General features: G+C 63.6%; 16 protein-coding genes. 2 read left to right on the top strand and 14 right to left on the bottom strand.

Annotated features, from left to right (window positions below):
• Position 1: 1 nt before the first annotated feature.
• Positions 2 to 442, bottom strand: a complete 441-nt coding sequence (locus VD811_08565; protein HXV21023.1) for a hypothetical protein — start codon at positions 440 to 442, stop codon at positions 2 to 4.
• Positions 443 to 553: 111 nt separating this feature from the next.
• Positions 554 to 1,264: a YkgJ family cysteine cluster protein gene (locus tag VD811_08560; GenBank protein ID HXV21022.1), complete on the bottom strand. Its 711-nt coding sequence runs from the start codon at positions 1,262 to 1,264 to the stop codon at positions 554 to 556.
• 227 nt (positions 1,265 to 1,491) lie between these two features.
• On the opposite strand from VD811_08560, the gene VD811_08555 reads away from it, so the two are divergent.
• Positions 1,492 to 2,742 carry a GGDEF domain-containing protein gene (locus VD811_08555; protein ID HXV21021.1) on the top strand — a complete coding sequence of 417 codons (1,251 nt, stop codon included), beginning with the start codon at positions 1,492 to 1,494 and terminating at the stop codon, positions 2,740 to 2,742.
• 174 nt (positions 2,743 to 2,916) lie between these two features.
• Here the strand turns inward: VD811_08555 and VD811_08550 are convergent, their stop codons facing one another.
• The 5 genes from VD811_08550 to VD811_08530 all read right to left on the bottom strand — a co-directional run bounded on the left by VD811_08550 (position 2,917) and on the right by VD811_08530 (position 5,841).
• Entirely contained in the window at positions 2,917 to 3,501 is a 585-nt protein-coding gene (locus tag VD811_08550) for a hypothetical protein (GenBank protein ID HXV21020.1), read from the bottom strand.
• Between the two features lie 134 nt (positions 3,502 to 3,635).
• Positions 3,636 to 3,950, bottom strand: coding sequence for a CcdB family protein (locus VD811_08545; protein ID HXV21019.1), 315 nt, complete (start codon positions 3,948 to 3,950; stop codon positions 3,636 to 3,638).
• Complete coding sequence (locus VD811_08540; protein ID HXV21018.1) at positions 3,950 to 4,183, bottom strand: type II toxin-antitoxin system CcdA family antitoxin; 234 nt, start codon at positions 4,181 to 4,183, stop codon at positions 3,950 to 3,952. The genes VD811_08545 and VD811_08540 overlap by 1 nt, the downstream gene beginning before the upstream one ends.
• A gap of 412 nt (positions 4,184 to 4,595) precedes the next feature.
• Complete coding sequence (locus VD811_08535) at positions 4,596 to 5,072, bottom strand: hypothetical protein (protein HXV21017.1); 477 nt, start codon at positions 5,070 to 5,072, stop codon at positions 4,596 to 4,598.
• 142 nt (positions 5,073 to 5,214) lie between these two features.
• Positions 5,215 to 5,841 carry a hypothetical protein gene (locus VD811_08530; GenBank protein ID HXV21016.1) on the bottom strand — a complete coding sequence of 209 codons (627 nt, stop codon included), beginning with the start codon at positions 5,839 to 5,841 and terminating at the stop codon, positions 5,215 to 5,217.
• Between the two features lie 430 nt (positions 5,842 to 6,271).
• On the opposite strand from VD811_08530, the gene rdgC reads away from it, so the two are divergent.
• Positions 6,272 to 7,438 (top strand): recombination-associated protein RdgC, encoded by a 1,167-nt coding sequence (gene rdgC / locus VD811_08525; GenBank protein HXV21015.1) that lies wholly within the window; start codon positions 6,272 to 6,274, stop codon positions 7,436 to 7,438.
• 174 nt (positions 7,439 to 7,612) lie between these two features.
• Here the strand turns inward: rdgC and VD811_08520 are convergent, their stop codons facing one another.
• From VD811_08520 to VD811_08490, 7 genes are all read right to left on the bottom strand, one after another.
• Complete coding sequence (locus tag VD811_08520; protein HXV21014.1) at positions 7,613 to 7,861, bottom strand: hypothetical protein; 249 nt, start codon at positions 7,859 to 7,861, stop codon at positions 7,613 to 7,615.
• Positions 7,854 to 9,305 carry a glycogen synthase GlgA gene (gene glgA / locus VD811_08515; GenBank protein ID HXV21013.1) on the bottom strand — a complete coding sequence of 484 codons (1,452 nt, stop codon included), beginning with the start codon at positions 9,303 to 9,305 and terminating at the stop codon, positions 7,854 to 7,856. The genes VD811_08520 and glgA overlap by 8 nt, the downstream gene beginning before the upstream one ends.
• A gap of 65 nt (positions 9,306 to 9,370) precedes the next feature.
• Positions 9,371 to 12,820: an alpha-amylase family glycosyl hydrolase gene (locus tag VD811_08510; GenBank protein HXV21012.1), complete on the bottom strand. Its 3,450-nt coding sequence runs from the start codon at positions 12,818 to 12,820 to the stop codon at positions 9,371 to 9,373.
• Positions 12,821 to 12,860: 40 nt separating this feature from the next.
• Entirely contained in the window at positions 12,861 to 13,901 is a 1,041-nt protein-coding gene (galT, locus tag VD811_08505) for a galactose-1-phosphate uridylyltransferase (protein HXV21011.1), read from the bottom strand.
• A gap of 66 nt (positions 13,902 to 13,967) precedes the next feature.
• Positions 13,968 to 16,484 carry a mannose-1-phosphate guanyltransferase gene (locus VD811_08500; protein HXV21010.1) on the bottom strand — a complete coding sequence of 839 codons (2,517 nt, stop codon included), beginning with the start codon at positions 16,482 to 16,484 and terminating at the stop codon, positions 13,968 to 13,970.
• 81 nt (positions 16,485 to 16,565) lie between these two features.
• Positions 16,566 to 16,940 (bottom strand): response regulator, encoded by a 375-nt coding sequence (locus VD811_08495; GenBank protein ID HXV21009.1) that lies wholly within the window; start codon positions 16,938 to 16,940, stop codon positions 16,566 to 16,568.
• Positions 16,918 to 17,946: ATP-binding protein (locus VD811_08490; GenBank protein ID HXV21008.1), on the bottom strand; the 1,029-nt coding region annotated here is incomplete at its 5' end. The genes VD811_08490 and VD811_08495, both read right to left, overlap by 23 nt.

Below are 17,946 nucleotides of genomic sequence, written 5' to 3'. Positions count from 1 at the left end.
GTCATTTCTCCCGCCGCAGTTCCGACGCCCAGGCCGAAAGCAGGCGCTCCCTCTCGAAGAGAACACCGCGGTTCTCGTAATTGTCGGCATCGAGCCGGCGCAGCCATTCCGTGCCGCGGAATTGGTGGTCGTCGCTCTCGAAGAAGGAGAGAATGGTGTCGTCGACGATGACGAAGCGCCCCTTGAGAATGCCGAGGGCCGGATTGTGCGAGGTCCAGGTGGTCTGCAGTTCCCCCGCCGGGAAGGGGACGATGCGGCAGTCATTGACGATCTCCACCGTCGACTCGCCGGTCAGGTGGATCTTGCCGGTGAGCGACCAGATCCCATCGCAGTGCAGGACGACGCTGTGTCCCGCCATCGACAGGGTCTGCCCGGCAGGGTCGACAAAGACGCCGCTCGCCTGCCAGCGGGCAGGTTCGAAAAGGAAGGTGTGCGCGGTCATGCGAAGCCTTCTGGTCGGGTGGATGCGCTTCAGCCGGGAGCGGTCAGTTTCGTGCCGGCATTTATCATTCTAGCAGGGAATGGCTCGCCTGCCCGCGTCGAGCCGGCCGTTTTATTGCCGATGGAGACTGACCAGAAAGGGGAGGCTCAGGCCCTCTTTTTCGAGCAGAGCGAGTGTCGCCGCGTGCCCTTGGGCCGCCACCGCGCTCAATCGGTATTCCTTCTCCAGCCAGACAAGAAAGGGGAGGTTGCCGCTCAGGGTGAAGCCGAAGGTGTCGAACATCCGCCAGGCGGCTGCCGCTTCCATCTCCTGGGCGAGGTTGCGGGGAGCGGCGAGGTAGTGGGTGGGCCAGGCGACCACGGCGGGATCGAGGCTGCTCAGGTAGGCCTGCTTTTCCAGCGGGTGGAGCTCGGCGAAGTCGACGGCGCACCAGTCGGCGGGGCGGGTGGAAAGGAGGGCGCGGCAGGCGAAGGGGCGCACCGCGTAGATGCCGCAGGCGCCGTCCGCCCCGAGAAAGGGGCAGCAGCCGATGGCCTGTCGGTGCAGGCGCAGGTACGACTTGAGGTCGGAGACCTCCGCGAGGTGCTGCCGCAGGCGGGCGACGTGACCGCCCAGGGTGGCGGCCTGCTCGTCGCTCAACGCTTCGGCGACCGGCAGCGCCTCGGTGAAGGTGCACTGGACCGCCAGATTGCAGCAGTTCCGGCAGCCCCGGCCGCAGTAGATGCGGCCGCGTCCGGCCGCAAAGGTTTCGGCCGACGCCCCGGCCTTCTCGTCAAACAGCGCCAGCTGCTGCCGGATCCAGTAATCAAGCGATTGCCACATGCATCCCCATCTCCGACGAAAAAGGACCGCTTCCACAGGCTAGATACAACTCCTGGGGCCGTCCGTCAATCCCCTTCCGGCGATGCGCGGAATTTTTCTGCGTCTCAGTCATTTCTGCAACCTGCCGAAATGCTGGAAATAAAAGCCCGGTTGGAATAAGATGGCCCTTAACGGTCGGGGGGCCGGAGCAGCAGAGCTCCGGGGTATTCTCCCCTGAGGGTTTTACCATGACTGCCAAACGCATCGCCGGGGCGGAGGTGTCCAGCAAGGATCCCTTCGCGCTCCTGCGCCAGCTCATCAGGATTGCCCTGGTCTCCCTCGTCGTCATCCTTTCCCTGGCGGCCACCGGCATCTACGTCGTTTACTCCCGTCATGTGATTTCCCGCGCCGAGCTGGATGCGATCCGGATAGGCAGCGCCCTGCAGGTTCTGGAGCGGGACGCCCTGCTGAACTTCTTCTCTGCAGAGGACGGCAGCATCGCCGTCGACCCCGGACAGCTGACCCAGCTCGACCGCCGCCTGCGGCAATTCCTCAAGCCCTTCGATATTCTCAAGATAAAGATTTTTTCCGCCGACGGCCGGATCGTCTACAGCACCGACCCGCTGCTCATCGGCCGCGTCGATGCCGACAACCGGCGCCTGCAGCGGGCGCTCACAGGCCAGGTCGATTCCCGACTGGAGGAAAAGGACGAGGTTCTCGACCTCGCCGAAGAGCGCAAGTTCGACGTCGATGTGGTGGAAACCTATTTTCCGATTCGGAATGATGCGGGACAGGTGATCGGCGGTTTCGAGCTGTATGTCGACGTTACTGCCGACCGCCGCGACATTGCCGGCGTCGTCGGAATGTCGGTGCTGCTGCTCGCGGCCGTCCTGCTCATCGTCTTCGCCTGCGCTTTCCTGCTGGTGCGGCGGGGGACCAATCAGCTCAAGGCGGCGCAGGACATTCTGCACACTCTGGCGACGACCGACGCCCTGACCTCGCTGCTCAACCGGCACCAGATATTCCTGCGGGCGGAACAGGAGTTCGCCCGGCTGGAGCGCGAGCGTGAAGCCGGCACCCCGCAGAAGGCGCTCGGGCTGCTCATGCTCGACGTCGACCACTTCAAGCGCCACAACGACACCTACGGCCACCAGACCGGCGACCTGATCCTGAAGGAGATCGCCGACCGCCTCGTCCGGTCGCTCCGCCGCTACGATTTCGTCGGCCGCTACGGCGGCGAGGAGTTTCTCGCCGTGTTGCCCGGCACAGGCTTCGATGGAGCGCGGGCGATTGCCGAAAGGATCCGGGAGCGGGTGGCGGCCGCGCCGGTCGTCATCGACGGAGTCGAAATCCCGGTCACGGTGAGCCTGGGGCTTGCCTGCACCGTGGGCGATGGGGAGAGTTTCGAAGAGGCCCTGAAGCGGGCTGATGACGGACTCTACCGGGCCAAGAGCGAAGGTCGCAACCGGGTCGCCTGGGTTGAGGGGGAGGTCCGCTGAAGTGATTTAAACCTGCAAAAGCAGTTTCGCGCAAAGCTCGCAAAGAACGCAAAGGAAAATCAGGTAGTTATTTGATCCTTGCGGTTCGCCTGATTGGTTCAGATCTATATCTTCATAAGTGTTTGAATTTCTTTGCGGCCTTGGCGCCTTTGCGCGAGCAGATGCCGTTTTAAATTATTTGTCGCGGGTCTCCAGTCGGTCCAGCTCCCGGATGAGGGCATCCCCATAGTAGTACTGCAGATCGCCCCGCGCCCCCCGGTATAGCGTGAGCCCCCCGCCCAGGCAGGCCAGGGATTCGTCGAGCACCTCGGCCGCCGGGCGCAGCAGTCCCGCCTCGGCCGTTACCGGAAAGAGGGAGCTGAACATCGGCTTGAGGAGGTGATGGTCCAGACCTTCGGCCAGACAGAAGGCGTGGAGCAGGCAGCCGCGCCCGGCCCGGTTCAGGAACACGCAGGCTCCCCCGACGACCCGGGTGCGCATGTAGCTGCCGCCCGGGTACTCGGGGTCTGGAACATCATTTCCCGTAAACCACTGGTCGCGCGGAATTCTGAGGTAACCCTCCAGTCGGTCGGCGCAGCCTTCGATGCGACGCACGTTGTCCAGGTCGACGCAGACCCCGAAAGCGCAGCAGGCGTCGTTGCAGAAGGCGCAGCTCGCGCAGTGCGGCGAGCAGGTTCGCTCGAAGATGGCGGTATCGACCCGTTCGATAACCGGAACGGCATGGCGATTGAGGTATTGGCGGCTCAAGGACACGATCATCTGCTGGCGACCTCCCCGATACAGACGTTAACCGCTTGTTTTGTCCCCTCGGCGTGCAGAGGGCACCCTTCAGCATTCTTCCGCTACGAATCAGGTTTTGCGGTCCCTCGAACTTCCGAAGACGCTGTCTTCAATCAGGTGCCGGTGAAAAGAAAATCGACGGAGCGAATGACCTCGTCCCGCTGCGTTTTCGCTGAATCGACTGACAAGCCAAGGGACTTGGCGGGAATTGCGGCGAGGAGATGTGACAGCAGGATATATGGTTCGCCATGAACAAAAATCCGGGGGTTGAGAATCCGCATGGATGGGCCGAGGCTGTCCGGCGCAACGAGCGGCGCGACCACCCGAGTCGGCAGATCCTCAAGGATTTCGGCCTGCAGGTCCAGGAGGTATTTGACCGGTTCTTCAGGTCCCTGGTTCGGATTCGCGTAGATATCGAACTGGGCCATTAGAAGCGCCTCAACCCATCGCTCCAGAGGCCGTGCCTGGCGACGAAATCGTTGGCAGCCTGGATGGCTTCCTTGTTCTCCTCCCGCCAAGCCTGGCGGTTCTGCTCGCGCAGAATCTCTTCCAACCGTTCCTCCAGGGTCTGCGAAAGATTGATTTTGCGTTCCTTGGCTTCTCGAAGCAGGTCGCTGCGGATACTCAGGTTCGCCGGCAATTTTTTTGCGGTATTTCCCATTTAGAACCTCCATGCGCATCTAATGCGTATAGTATCGCTGTCCATCCTTTATCGGTCAAGCGGATAAATTCATTGGTATCCAATTGGTGTACCGTCGCCGGTTGCAACTTCCCCCTTGCCCCCACCGCCGAAAGGTGTATCCCATAACGCTCCGAACAACCCAAAGCAAAGTGGGGGGTCAAGTCTTGCCTTGCCAGTTTTTACGCTCCGGCCCACTTGAGCATCTTGCTGACAGTGGCATAGTGGCGCCCGAGAAAGCACCCTATATCCTTCAGCGGGTAACTCCGTTCAACATGGGCTGCAAGGCGGCCAAGGACTTTTTCTCTTTGCTATCCTTACCTGCAAACAGCTCTTCAAGAGATGGTCGATGCGCGATACAGACGTTAACCGCGCATTTTGTCCCCTCTGGGATTTATGATTGGGACTTTTCGATCTCTTGTTGTGGCGCGGGGCTGTCCGGGACAATTTGGGGTTTCTCAGGCTCGATGGCCAAAGGGGAAAGATTCAGGACCATATTGTGTTCCTTGATATCCCACATGGCCCCCGTGGCCGGGTCGACAATAAGTAAACCGATGAGTCCACCAAAAATGATATTCCCGGCGTACCAGCCGTTCATTCCGGCAGAGAGGGTTCTCTCAGCAGGGCCGAAGCCTGGCTTTTCACATTTAATAGAATATCTGGCTGGAGTAAAAAACCCCTGGCTTCTATCGAGGGTTGCGGTGTAGGGGGTCTGCCCGATTGCCATGCACTGCTTTGTACGATCGTTGCAAAGGGTCATTTTGGCTTCAGGCGGGTTTGAACTGATGGTCACTATTTCAGGCCCGCCTGAAACGATCGAAGCACATCCTGACAAGAAACATAAGAAGATAACCGGGATAAGCTTTTGCATACTTCCTCCTTGATGACAACGAGATGGGATAATCCCATCTGAAATGGGCCAATTTTTGTTTAGGGCAGAATTCGTCTGCAGTCAGAGCATAAATCCCAAGGCGGAAGCCGGGGACTTGCCGATTGTTATGTTTTTATTGGTTTTAACCAGACACTTTTACTGTGGGGTCGTTTGAAATAAATCCATCATTTTTCATTTGCATAATAATATTCCTGTATATGTTCTTCCTTACTTCCGGAATTACAGAAAAGTTTTTTGCCGGGAATACGAAGATCATTGGCAGCCATTGAACTAAAGTCGTAGAGTCGGACAAAACATATTCTTTGCTATGTCCTTGTCGATTTTTGGCTATAGCAGTGACCTCAAAATTGTCTGTAGCCCATGATGGTATAATGTAAAGGCTTAACCCTGTAATAAAGGCAGGAATCATGGCTGCTGGATTGCCAGAATTTTTAACCGTAACTGAGAGGCTAAGATCTGCTTCTTCATCTTTTTTTGAAATGCGACTAAAATAGTTTGTTTGTTCCAAAGTCTGTAATAATTCACCCGCAATGATACTCTGGATGTGCTCTGACGAGTTAGCGGTATCGAAAAGACCACCCATAGACTTTATGTCATATGAGATGGATGGCTTCGGCTGATCTGTCTTTTCTAACGGCATTAAATTCACTTCAGGTATTTTTCCACCACGAAAGACTGCGCAACCGGAAAGCAGGAGGCAAAGAAAAAGTAGCAACAAACTTTTACCAACATTCAAGTTTTTGTACATGGGCAAACTCCTTGATTATTTGTGGTTAAAATACAGTTTTCATGTATTTAATGACCTTTCCGCAGCAGTACCGGACACCGGCGGAGTGTTGCCGTAGACCTCGACCCGTTGCCGGGTTCTCTTCTGCCCAGGCAGCAGCGTTGCCCCGATTTTCAACGCCCCTTCCCGTGAATGCAAAGAGCCGCCCGCCGGCGCGGGGCCGGTTACGGGCGGCTTGGATGTGTCGATCTGTGATTCGGGGTTCCGGCCATCTCCCCACCTCCACCGGAAAAAACGTCTCCCCTTTTTACCTCTGCAACATCCCAGAGTCAATAGTGTTTATTAATGCTTCGACCATAGTTGCTGGCCCGACCAACTTCCCCCTTGCCCCCACCGCCGAAAAGGTGTATCCCATAACGCTCCGAACAACCCCAAAGCAAGGAGCCGTACCATGGGTCTACTCAGCAACACCGTCAGCATCTGTCAGTTCCGCGTCGTCGGTGATCTGCCCGCCGGCGACCTCGGCGCCTGGGCCGGCGAAAAGCTCGCCGCCAAGGGCTTCCAGTCCATCGAACACAACGCAGAAGAGCTTTCCGTCGGCTGGGTCCAGCTCGACGACACCCGCGAGAGCGGTTTCGCCAACCCCGCCAGCTTCTGCCGCGACCACTGGCTCACCTTCACCCTGCGCCGCGATCAGCGCAAGGTGCCGCCGGCGCTGTTGAAGGCCTGGATGCAGCAGGCCGAGCGCCAGTTCCTCTCCCAGCACCCGGGGCTGCAGCGGGTGCCGAAGGCGAAGCGCGAGGAGCTCAAGGAGGCGGTTCACGGTGCGCTGCTGGCCAAGACCCTGCCGGCCCCGGCGGTCTGGGATGCCGTCTGGGACACCCGCAGCGGCCTGCTCACCCTGGCAAGCCTCAGCGCCAAGGTGGTCGACCAGTTCGAGGTTCTCTTCAAGCAGACGTTCGACGGTTTTCGCCTGGTCGCCTACCATCCCTATGCCCGCGCCGAAGAGGTGGTGGCGCCCGCTCTCCAGCCGCTCCTGGCGAAGGCCAACCAGGCCGCCGGCGACGGCGTCCTCGAGCTGATCCGCGACAACCGATGGCTCGGCCGCGACCTGCTCCTCTGGCTGATGTACCGGACGATGAACGCCGACTCGGTCTACCAGGTCTGCCGTCCCGGGCAGTCGCTGGAAGGGGAAGGATTCGTCGCCACCCTCAACGACCGGCTGGTGCTGGTCGGCGGCGGCGAGGCGGGGGTGCAGAAGATCGCCGTCACCGGTCCGCAGGACAGCTTCGGCGAGGTGGTGACGGCGCTGCGCGCCGGCAAGGAGATCCAGGAGGCGGTCCTCTACCTGGAGAAGGGGGAGCACCTCTGGCGGCTCAACCTCAAGGGAGAGGTCTTCGCCTTCGCCTCCTTCAAGGCGCCGGCGGTGAAGCCGGAGAAGGACGCCCTTACCGACGAGGCGAGCGAGCAGATGGCGGTCTTCTACGAGCGGATGGCAGTGCTGGAGGAGGGACTGCAGCTCTTCGACAGCCTCTTCGCCACCTTCCTCGCCGAGCGGCTGGGCGAGGGGTGGGGCGAGACGGAAGCGGCGATCCGGGGGTGGCTGGAAGGGGCGTAAAGGTCCCCCTATGAAATAGGGGGATGCCCGTAGGGCAGGGGGGTGGCCGCGGCGGAGGTGACCCCCCTGGCTCGCAGGGCGAGCCGTCCCCCCTGTTTCTCAGGGGGGAAGATTCTTTTCGCGATGGCTGAGTAGTTACATCCTATTCTGCTTTTCATTCGTCACGGGTAAAACCTACAATTCCTCGAAATCCTCTTCCTCGTCCTCCCCGTCCTTCGCCTCCTCGTCGTCGTTGAAGTCCTCGTCGTCGTTGAAGTCCTCGTCGAGGAAGCGCTCGAGAAAGCGCTTGTTGTCGCGGATGCGGCGGTCGATCTCCTGCTGCAGCTCTTCCAGTTCGGGGAAGAGCTTTCCCTTCTTTTCCTCCGCCGCCGGCGCGTCGCTTGCCGCGGGCGCCGTCCCGTTCTGCTTCAGTCCCTCAGGCACCCTTCGCCTCCTTCGCCTGCCGGTAGAGATCCAGGTAGTGCTGCGCCGAGCGGTCCCAGGAGAAGTCCTGCTGCATCCCCCGCCTGACCATCGCCAGCCAGGGCTGCGGCTGCCGATAGAGGCCGAGCGCGCGGTCGAGGGCGATCAGCATCGAGAGGGGAGACGGCTCGCCGAAGGTGAAGCCGTTGGCTGCCGCCGCATCCTCGGCCGGATCGATGACGGTATCGGCGAGACCGCCGGTGCGGCGCACCACCGGGATGCTGCCGTAGCGCAGGGCGATCAACTGGCCGAGGCCGCACGGTTCGTAGCGGCTCGGCATCAGGAAAAGGTCGCTGCCGGCGTAAATGCGCCGGGAGAGGGCGTCGTCGAATTCGAGGTGGATCGAGACCTGCTCCGGGTGGTGTCCCTGGACGCCGGCGAAGAAGCGCATGTGCTTCTCCTCTCCCGTCCCCAGCAGGACCAACTGCACCCTGCGTTCCAGCAACCCCTCCCAGGCCTGCTCCACCAGGTCGAGCCCCTTCTGCGTGTCGAGGCGGGTGACCATGGCGATCAGCGGGATGGCCGGGTCGACTGTCAGGCCCAGTGCCTGCTGCAGGGCGCGCTTGCAGGCCGCCTTGCCCGAAAGGTCGGCGGCGCTGAAGGTCTGCTCAAGGGCGGCGTCGGTGGCCGGGTTCCACTGCCGCTCGTCGAGGCCGTTGAGGATGCCGCTGTAGGCGGCGCCGCGGGCGCGCAGGATTCCCTCGAAACCGAAGCCGTACTCGGGCATGAGGGTCTCCAGGCAGTAGGTCTCGGAGACGGTGTTGACGCGGTCGGCGAAGACCACTCCTCCCTTGAGAAAGGAGACCTGCCCCCAGTATTCGAGGGCGGCGGGGGTGAAGAGGCGCGGGTCGAGGTCGAGGGTGTCGAACACCCCGGCCGGGAAAACACCCTGGTAGCCGAGGTTGTGGATGGTCAGCAGGCTGCCGGTGGCGGCAAGGTAAGGGTCGTCGCGGTGGGCGGTGCGCAGCAGCACCGGCACCAGGCCGCTCTGCCAGTCGTTGCAGTGCAGCATGTCGGGGCGCCAGTGGAGGAGCCGGGGCAGTTCGAGCACGGCGCGGCAGAAGAAGCCGAAGCGCTGGGCGTTGTCCGGGTAATCGCCGGCAGGTGTGCCGTAGAGGCCGTCACGGTCGAAATAGCGGGGCTGGTCGATAAGATAGACCGGAACATCGTCCAGGGATGTTTGCCGGACCTCTGCCCGTTGCGACCGGCCTTCGACGGCCGCCTCGATGACGATCCCCGTCTCTGCCATGGGGAAACGCTGGCGGGCGGTCCGGTAGCAGGGCAAAACGATGCGCACGTCGTGGCCGAGTTGGCGCAAGGCACGGGGCAGGGCGCCGGCGACATCGGCCATGCCGCCGCTCTTGGCAAACGGGGCGACTTCGGAAGAGACAAGAAGAATATTCACGGAAACCGGATCCGGGTTCGGGTTATGTAGGGGCGCAGCATGCTGCGCCCCTACGCCCGCGCATTCTAGACGAATTCGGCAAGTTTTTCCACCTGGTAGTGCACCTCGGCCGCTTTCTCCTGCACCTGGCCGAAGAAGTCGTGCAGGCCGGCCAGGCCGGCGAGGAGGGCGGCGGTTTCTTCCCCCGCCTCGGCGACCGCATCGACGGCGGCGGTGAAGTAAAGCCAGCAGAGCAGGCTCTCCAGACGTTCGCGGAGAATGTAGTGGCTGCCGCCATGGCGGTGCCAGCCGAGCAGTTCCCGGGTCTGCGGATCGGCGAGGACGGCTCGCAGCGCCGCCGTCTCCTCGGCGTCGGCACGCCAGGCCCCCTGGTGCCGGCAGAGGATGGCGACCAGCAGGGCATCGCGGTGCGCGGTCGCCTCGTCGGTCTCCAGCCGCAACTGCCTGAAGAGGGTGTCGCGCAGCAGGTACTCCTCGAGCCAGGCGGCGGTGCGGGCCGGCGCCCCCTGCGGGCCGCCGAGCTCGCCGAGACGGCGCAGCGCCAGCCAGGAGAGGAAGACGCGGCTGAACTCCGGCGACCGGATGTCCCCCCCGGCGCCGGGCGCGTCGGGGAAGGCGCAGCGCAACGCGGCGAGAGCGGCCTGCTCGCGGGCATTCCGACCCTCCAGCGCCAGCAGCCGTTCCAGGGCGGCCAGATCCGCCGCCAGTTCATCGCCGGTGGCAGTCTCCGGCTCCGGCAGGCCGGCGGCGTGCGCCAGTGCCGTGCGGAGGGCGGCGACTTCGCGGCCGAAAAGGGTGAGGGCCGGGCGTTCCTTGGTGGTGACGGCGAGAAGCTCGGTGCCGACCCGCGTCAGCAGGCCGTGGTCGACGGCGCGCCGCAGCGCCTCGTGCAGCGGCGCGTAGCGGCGCCGTTTCCATTCGGCGTCCAGATCCGCGACGGGTCGCCCGTCGAGGTCGGCGGCCAGTTCGCTCCAGCTGCCGTCGGCGTCGACGACCTCGCGCCAGTCGAGCAGGACGTAGTACTGGTAGGGGCCGAGGGGCAGGTAAAGTCCCTGCTCGGCCAGTTCCCGGCCGGCGCGCAGGTATTCGAGGCCGCTGCGGTGGTCGCGGAAACGGTAGAATATCCCCGGCTCGCCGCGCAGGGAAAAGGCGGAAGCCAGGGTGGAACGCCGCAGGTGCTCACCGCCGGCGTCGCGTACCATCTTCCCCGTCGACTCGCGGATCCAGCCGCCGGTGTCGGCGAATCGGTTGTGGTAGACGACCAGTGCCCGCTCGGCGCCGGTGCGGTTGCTGTAGGCGAAGACGTCCTCGTTGACGTGCCCGCCGCTCCAGAAATCGTAGAGGACGAACTCGGCCGAGCCGCTGAAAAGATACCGGCGCCGCATCAGCGGGAAGATCTGCGCCTCATGGTGGGCGATGAACCCCTCGTCCGGTGTTTCGTGCCAGTAGGCGCGGCGGTACTCCATGCCGTACTTCTCTTCGAACCCCTCCACCTGGCCGTGGCCGACCATCGGCAGCCCCGGCAGGGTGACCAGCAGCACCGCCACCCCGAAGTACTTGTCCATCTTGCCGAACTGGGCGACGGCGGTCGCCTCGTCCGGGTTGTTCATGAAGTTGACGAAGCGCTTGAGAATCTCGGGGTTGAACTCGAGTACGTTCTTGAGCACCGTGCGGTACTTGGCGTTCTCCTCCATCTTCAGCATGTTCATGAAGGCGCTGTTGTAGACCCGGTGCATGCCGAGGGTGCGCACGAAATAGCCTTCCATCAGCCAGAAGGCTTCGGCCAGCAGCAGGGTGTCGGGGACCTCGGCGGCCACCCGGTCGACCACCTCGCGCCAGAACTCGGCGGGAAAGGCGGCCTCGAACGCCTCCGCCGCCATCGCGTGCTCGGCGCGGCTGGGGACGCCGGCGCCGCCGCCGGGCAGCGGGAACCAGAGGCGCTGGAAATGCTTCTTGGCCAGGGTCATGGCGGCGTCGAAGCGGATGATGCGGAAGCGGCGGGCCACCTCGACGATGGTGCGGATCATCGCCTCGCGCACCTCGGGGAGGAGAAAGTTGAGCTGGGCAGTGTCGTTCCACGGCAGATGGGTGCCGTCGTTGCCGTGGTAGATAAAGCGCACCCGGCCGCTGCCGCGCTCGACGTGCCTGAAGACGACGGCGGCGTCCGCATGGTTCCAGTAGCCGTCCTCGATGACGATTTCGACGTCGTCGCTGCGCGAGAGGTTCGGGCCGCTGAAGCGGTAGGCCGGGTAGGGGGGGTGTTCCACCTGAACGTACCAGTCGGGGTGCTCGCGGGTCCAGCGCGAATAGATGCCGGTGTGATTGGGGACGACGTCGCAGGCGAGGCGGATGCCGCGGGCGCGGCAGCGCTCCTCCAGTTCGTGCAGCGCCGCCTCGCCGCCAAGATCGGCGGCGACCGTGTAGTCGTAGAGGGAGTAGGCGGAAGCGACAGCCTCGGGGTTGCCCATGCGCTGCTTGATCTCGGCCGAGGCGACCGAGCGCTCCCAGATGCCGATCAACCAGAGAGCGGTGAAGCCCCAGCGGGCGAGGCGGTCGAGCTCCTCGCCGGGGATCTGGTCGAGCCGCTCGATCGGCCGGCCGTAGCGGGTGGAGAGCTGGTCGAGCCAGACGTAGATGGTCTTGGCGATCAGGACCACGTTCGGCATCCAGTCGGTGTCCGGGGAGAAGCGCTCGGGTTCATCGCCGGCCGCGGCGAAGCGGGGGATATGGGTGGGTCCGGGGCCGCCGCCGCGCAGTTGCTCCTCTTCGCGCAGCACGTCGAAGGCGCTGAGCAGGCGACGCAGCAGTTCGGGGGGGAGCAGGGCCGCCCAGTGCTGCCGCATGTAATCGAGCTGGCCGGCCAGAGAGTCGGGCGCCGCCAGCAGCGGCTCGCGCAGCCGGGCCAGCAGCGAGCCGCCGAGCAGGCCGGAGGCCGCCTCGCCGGCCAGCTCGGCATCGAGCAGCCGCAGCGTTTCGCGGTAGTCGCAGTCGCGTTGCAGTTCGGCGTCGTCGAAGAGCCCGGCCAGAGAGTGGGCGGCCGGGTTGAGCGTCTGCACGGCGAGGACGAAGAGCTCGACGGCGGCGTTTCGGCGGCCGGCCGGGGCGTCATGGCCGCGCAGAAAGCCGTCCCTGCCCATCCCCTGCCGCACCGCCAGGGGAGGATAGTGGCGGACGAAGGCTTCGAGGGTGTGCCGCAAGGAAGCGAGGGGAAAGTGGCGGCCGGCCAGTTCGACGGCCTCCAGCCCGACGCTGCAGCGGCGCTGCTCGAGATAGCGGCCGGCCACGATGCGGAAGGCGGTGTTGAGCAGGGCGAGCAGATTGAGCTGGCCGGCGCTCGCCGGCCTCTGTGGTGCCTTCCCGCGCAGGCGGGAGGCGAGCAGGCGCAGGGGGTAGAGGGGTGCCGAGGGGTATTCGGCGAACAGCTCGAGATTCAGGTCGTGGTCGTCCCAGGCCCGGCCGGAGATCTGGAGGCCCAGGGGAAAATAGTCCGTCGCGCGGGGAGTATCAGGTGTCATGTTCGTTCCGTTCCAGTTCGGCCGGTTCTCGGCGGTTCGCTCAGAAACTGACCGAGAGGTCGGCTTCGCGCAGATGGCGGGCGGCCTCCTCGGGCGGCATCGGGTTGATGTGGAAGCCGGTCCCCCATTCGAAGCCGGCGATCTTGGTCAACCGGGGGATCAGCTCGATGTACCAGTGGTAATCGTAGGGAAGGGAGCCCCAGTAGGCAGGCTTTCCAAGCCTCAGGTGCATCGGCGGGGTATTATGCAGAACGAAGTTGTAGGGCGGATCGTGCAGCACGCTGCGCAGTCGCAGCAGGGCGTCCTTGAGCGCTTCGGCCAGACTGGCGAGTTCCTGTTCGGTCATCAGTCCGAAGTCATGGCTGTGGCGTTTGGGGACGAGGCGCAGTTCGAAGGGGAAACTGGCGGCGAAGGGAGCGAAGACCAGGAAGTCGCCGTCGTCGCGGACGATGCGCTCGGTCGCCGCGCTCTCCTGGGCCAGCATGTCGCAGACCAGGCAGCGTTCCTTGCGCGCGTAGTATTCGCGGCAGACGGAGAGCTCGGTGGCCGCCACCGGGGGGGTGACCGGGAGCGCGATGAGCTGGGAGTGCGAGTGGGGGACGCTCGCCCCCGCCTCCACCCCGTGGTTCTTGAACAGGAGGATATAACGAAACCGGGGGTCGCGGCGCAGATCGACCAGCCGGGTCCGCCAGGCGCGCAGCACGTCGGTGATCTCGGCCGGGGTCAGCTCCCCCAGGCTGCGGTCGTGGTCCGGGTTCTCGATGATGATCTCATGGGCACCGACTCCGTTCATGGCATCATAGAGTCCCACTCCCCGCTTCTCCAGTTCCCCCTCGATGCGCAGGGCGGGGTACTTGTGGGGAATCACCCGGACCCGCCAGTCGGGGGTGTCGGGGCGTCTGCCGGCGTCGCGGATGGCAAAGATCTCCCGCGTCGTTTTATCCTCCTGTCCGTAGCAGAAGGGGCAGGCGGCCATCACCACCCGCTCCCGCTCGTGGTAGAAGTCCCGCGGGCGCCTGGTCCCGTTGTTGGTGATGATGACCCAGCTCATCTTCAGCGGGTCCCAGCGCAGTTCGGACACGGAAAGTTCCTTTCGAGGCCCGAGGCTATAGGTTTAACCTTTTGCCTCGGGCCTAGGGCCTCGAGCCTAGCTTTTCAGCAGTTCCTTCTTCCACTCCTCCACCTTGCGGCGGTAGGTTTCGAGCAGCTCGTCGGCGCGGGCGGCATTGCCCGCTTCAGCCATCAGGTGTACCACCGGCCGGTGCTGGTCGGGCAGGACCAGCGCCCAGCCGCCCGGCAACTGGACCTTGACCCCGTCGACGAAGGAGGCTTCGAGTTCGACCGAATCCTCGCTCATCTTGCGCATGATCCCACCCTTGAGCTCCCAGGAACAGGGAAGCTGCAGATGCCGGTAGGCCCGCGTCGGGTTGCTCCGGCGGACTTCGCCCAGGCTTTTGCCGGTGCGCACCAGCAGTTCGATGGTCTTGCCGACGGCGAAAAGCGCATCGAAGTTGGACTGGAAGGCGGGGAAGGCGAACCGCCCGTCGAGGGCGGCGGCCAGTTGTACGTTCCGCTCCTTGGCCCCTTCGACCAGGGAGCGGCCGTCGGTCTTGGTGCGCTTGACGGTCAACCCTGCCGCCACCGCCAACTCCTCCACCGCCAGCGGTGCCGGCACCGGCAACACCAGGCTGCCGCTGCGCTCGGCCTGGCAGACCAGGGAGGCGAGGCTGGCCAGGGCCTCGATGTCGGAAAGGACTTCGCCGGTCTCGTCGATCAGCTTCAACCGTTCGCCGGAAGGCCCGAGCCAGAAACCCGCGGTGGCGCCGAGGGTGACGACGATGCGCGAGAGCTGCTCCAGGGCACGCTCCGCCTGCTCGGGGGAGGTGCCGGAGCGGCTCTCCTGCAGGTGCGAGTTGAGCTCGATCACCTCGCAGCCGAGATCGTTGAGCAGGCCCGGCAGCAGTTCGCCGGCCGGGGAGTGGTTGAGGTCGACCACCACCTTGGGCGCCGCCGCGCGCAGCGCGGCGCCATCGAGGGCGCGCAGGTACCCTTCCCGGTAATAGTCGTAGATGCGGGGCAGCTCTGAAATGCCGCCGGGCTCGGAGAAATGGACGCGGCGGAAGTTCTCCTTGTAGTAGATGCGCTCGATCCCCTTGGCCGCCGCCGAGGAGACCTCGATCCCCTCGGCGTCGAAGAAGATGATGTCGGTGGCCGCCGGATCCTCGGGCGACTGGCGGAAATGGACGCCGCCGACCTCGCCGAAGGTGGTCAGCTTGTAGCGCAGCACCGGCAGGGAGACCATCTTGATGTCGCGGACGTTGACCCCGGCCGACAACAGGCCGCCGAGGAAGGATCGCTTGAGCATGCGCGAGGCCCGGATGGCGTCGCGGCCGGCGAGGATGAAGGAGTCCTTGGGCAGGGTGGAGCCGTAGGCCGCCCCCAGCTTGGCCGAGAATTCGGGGGTCAGCTCGACGTTGGTCAGGCCGCGCACTACCGCTCCCTCGAACAGGCTCTTGCGCCATTTCTCGCCCCAGATCAGGTTGGTGGTGACGATCGCCCCCCCCTCGATGACCTTGAGCGGCCAGACCTTGACGTCCTTCTTCAGGTAGGCCTCGTCGCCGATGGTTGTCTCGTCGCCGACGATCACCCCCTCCTCGATGACCACCCCCTGACCGACCCGCACGTTGTGACAGAGCCCCGCCCCCTGGATGCGGCACCCCTTCTTCAGGTAGACGTTGTCCCAGAGGACGGCATCCTCGAGCTCGCAGCCGTCCTCGATGACGCAGTTGCGGCCGACCACCGTGTTCTTCAGCCGTGCGTGGCCCAGCACCTGCGTGTTGTCGCCGAGAACCACCATCCCTTCGAGCAGCGAGAGGTCCTTGCGGCCCACCAGCACGTCTTCCCCGAGGTGGATGTCGGGACGGCTTTCGGTGGCGCGCTCGTCGATCAGCACCCTGACCTGGCGGCGGGTGATGTCGCGGCCGGCTTCGAGGTAGGCGTCGGTGTTGCCGATGTCGGCCCAGTAGCCGGAAAGCTGGCAGCCGAAGAGCGGAGCGTCCTCGGCGAGCATCTGCGGGAAGACGTCCTTCGACCAGTCGCGGTTCTCCCCCGCCGGGATCATTGCCAGGACTTCCGGTTCGAGGACGTAGATGCCGGTATTGATGGTGTCGGAGAAGACCTCGCCCCAGCCCGGTTTCTCCAGAAACTTGGTGATGCGGCCTTCCTTGTCGGTGATGACGACGCCGAACTGGAGGGGATCCTTGACCGAGGTCAGGGTAATGGTGGCCTTCGCCCCCTTCTCTTCGTGAAACTTGATGACCTGCGAGAGGTCGAAGTCGGTCAGCAGGTCGCCGCTGATGATGAGAAACCGCTCGTCCAGGAACTTGGCCGCCGCCTTGACCGCCCCGGCGGTGCCGAAGTCTTCCAGCGGCGTGACGTAGGTGATGTGGACGCCGAACTCGCTGCCGTCGCCGAAGAAATTCTTGATCACCATCGGCTGGTGGTAGAGCAGCAGGATCAGCTCGGTGATGCCGTGCCTTTTCAACAGGTCGATGATATGCAGCATGATCGGCCGGTTGATCAGCGGGATCATCGGCTTGGGCATGTTGATGGTCAAGGGCTGGATGCGGGTGCCGAAGCCCCCCGCCATGATGACGGCTTTCATGGATTTCCCTCCGGAAAATCAGGTTCAAAGCAAAAGGTAAAAGATGAAAGAGCCGGGTTTTGGCCTTTGGCCTCGAACCTTTTAACTTGAACCTTGTTTTCCCCGTTTCTCCAGTATTCGCCGCACCTCGCTCTTGAGCTCCGTCAAATCGGAGCTCTTGACCACGTAGGCGTCGGCCAGCCAGGAGGAGAAGTCGTCCTTGTAGCAGCTGAAGGCGGTGCAGAGGATGACCGGCAGGTCGGTTTTTTCGCGGACGATCTTCTGCAGCAGCTGCAGGCCGCTTTCCCCCTTCATCTGGATGTCGAGCACGATCAGATCGTAATGGTGCTGCTGCAGCAGTTCTGCAGCGTCCGCACCGGAAGCGGCTGTGTCGACCTGGTATCCCTCGTCCTTGAGCTCCGCGGCGTACAGATAGCGGATATCCCTCTCGTCGTCAACCACCAGCAGTCGGGCCATGAGTTGCCTCCGTCGGTATGTTCAGAATGATCGTGATGATGGTTCCGACGCCCTCTTCGCTCGTAATGTCGAGCCGGGCGCCGTGCTCGTCGAGGATGCGGGCGCACAGGGGGAGTCCGAGGCCGCTGCCGTCGTCCCTGGAGGTGAAAAAGGGGAGCGTCACCGAGTGCATCGTCTCCGCCGTCATACCGTGGCCGCTGTCGGCCAGAACGATGAGCAGTTCGTTTTCACGCCGGCAGGTACGGATTTCCATCGCGCCGCCCGGGGACATTGCCTCGATGGCGTTGCGGATGAGGCTGCGCAGGCAGTAGGAGATCTTCTTGTAGTCGACGCGCACCAGCGGCAGGCCGGCGGCGAAATCGAGCCGGCACTCTATTCCGCCCAATTCGAGGTCTTCGTTCAGACCGGCGTAGACCCCGGCGATGAGCTGGTTGATGTCCCAAAGGTCGAAGGTGGGGTGCAGCGACTCCGAATAATTCAGCACCTCTTGCAGGACCTCCTCGAGGCGGCGCGACTCGCGGATGATCGATTCGATGAACTGCCGCTTGGCGTCGCCCGGCGGCGTGCTCTTGATCAGCGTGCGGGCGAAACCGCCGATGATGGTCAGCGGATTGCGGATGGAATGGGCGATATTGGCGGTGATCTTCCCCACCAGCGCCATCTTTTCCATGCGTACGATCTGCTCCTGCTGTGCCTTGAGGCGTCTGTTCGCCTCGGTCAGCTTGGCCAACTCCTCCTGCAGGCGTTCATAGAGGGCGGCCCGCTCGATGGCGAAGGAAACCGGCAGGGCAAAGGTTTCCAGCGAGGCGAGATCCTCGTCGCTGATCGGCCGGCGGTTGACGATGTTGTCGGCCAGCAGCAGGCCGATGCGCCGGTTCTTGCTGACCAGGGGGACGAGGAGCAGTTCATCCACGCCGAGGGCCGCAGCCTGCTCCCGGCCGATGCCGGGCTCCTCGGCCAGGTTCGCGACGTGCCGCGAGAGCTGGTCGTTGAGGGTGCGCACAAA

It is taken from the genome of Desulfuromonadales bacterium (genome assembly GCA_035620395.1).
Classification (GTDB): domain Bacteria; phylum Desulfobacterota; class Desulfuromonadia; order Desulfuromonadales; family DASPGW01; genus DASPGW01.
The sequence above is the reverse complement of the archived record's forward strand: the minus strand, read 5'-3'. Positions and strand labels throughout refer to the sequence as shown.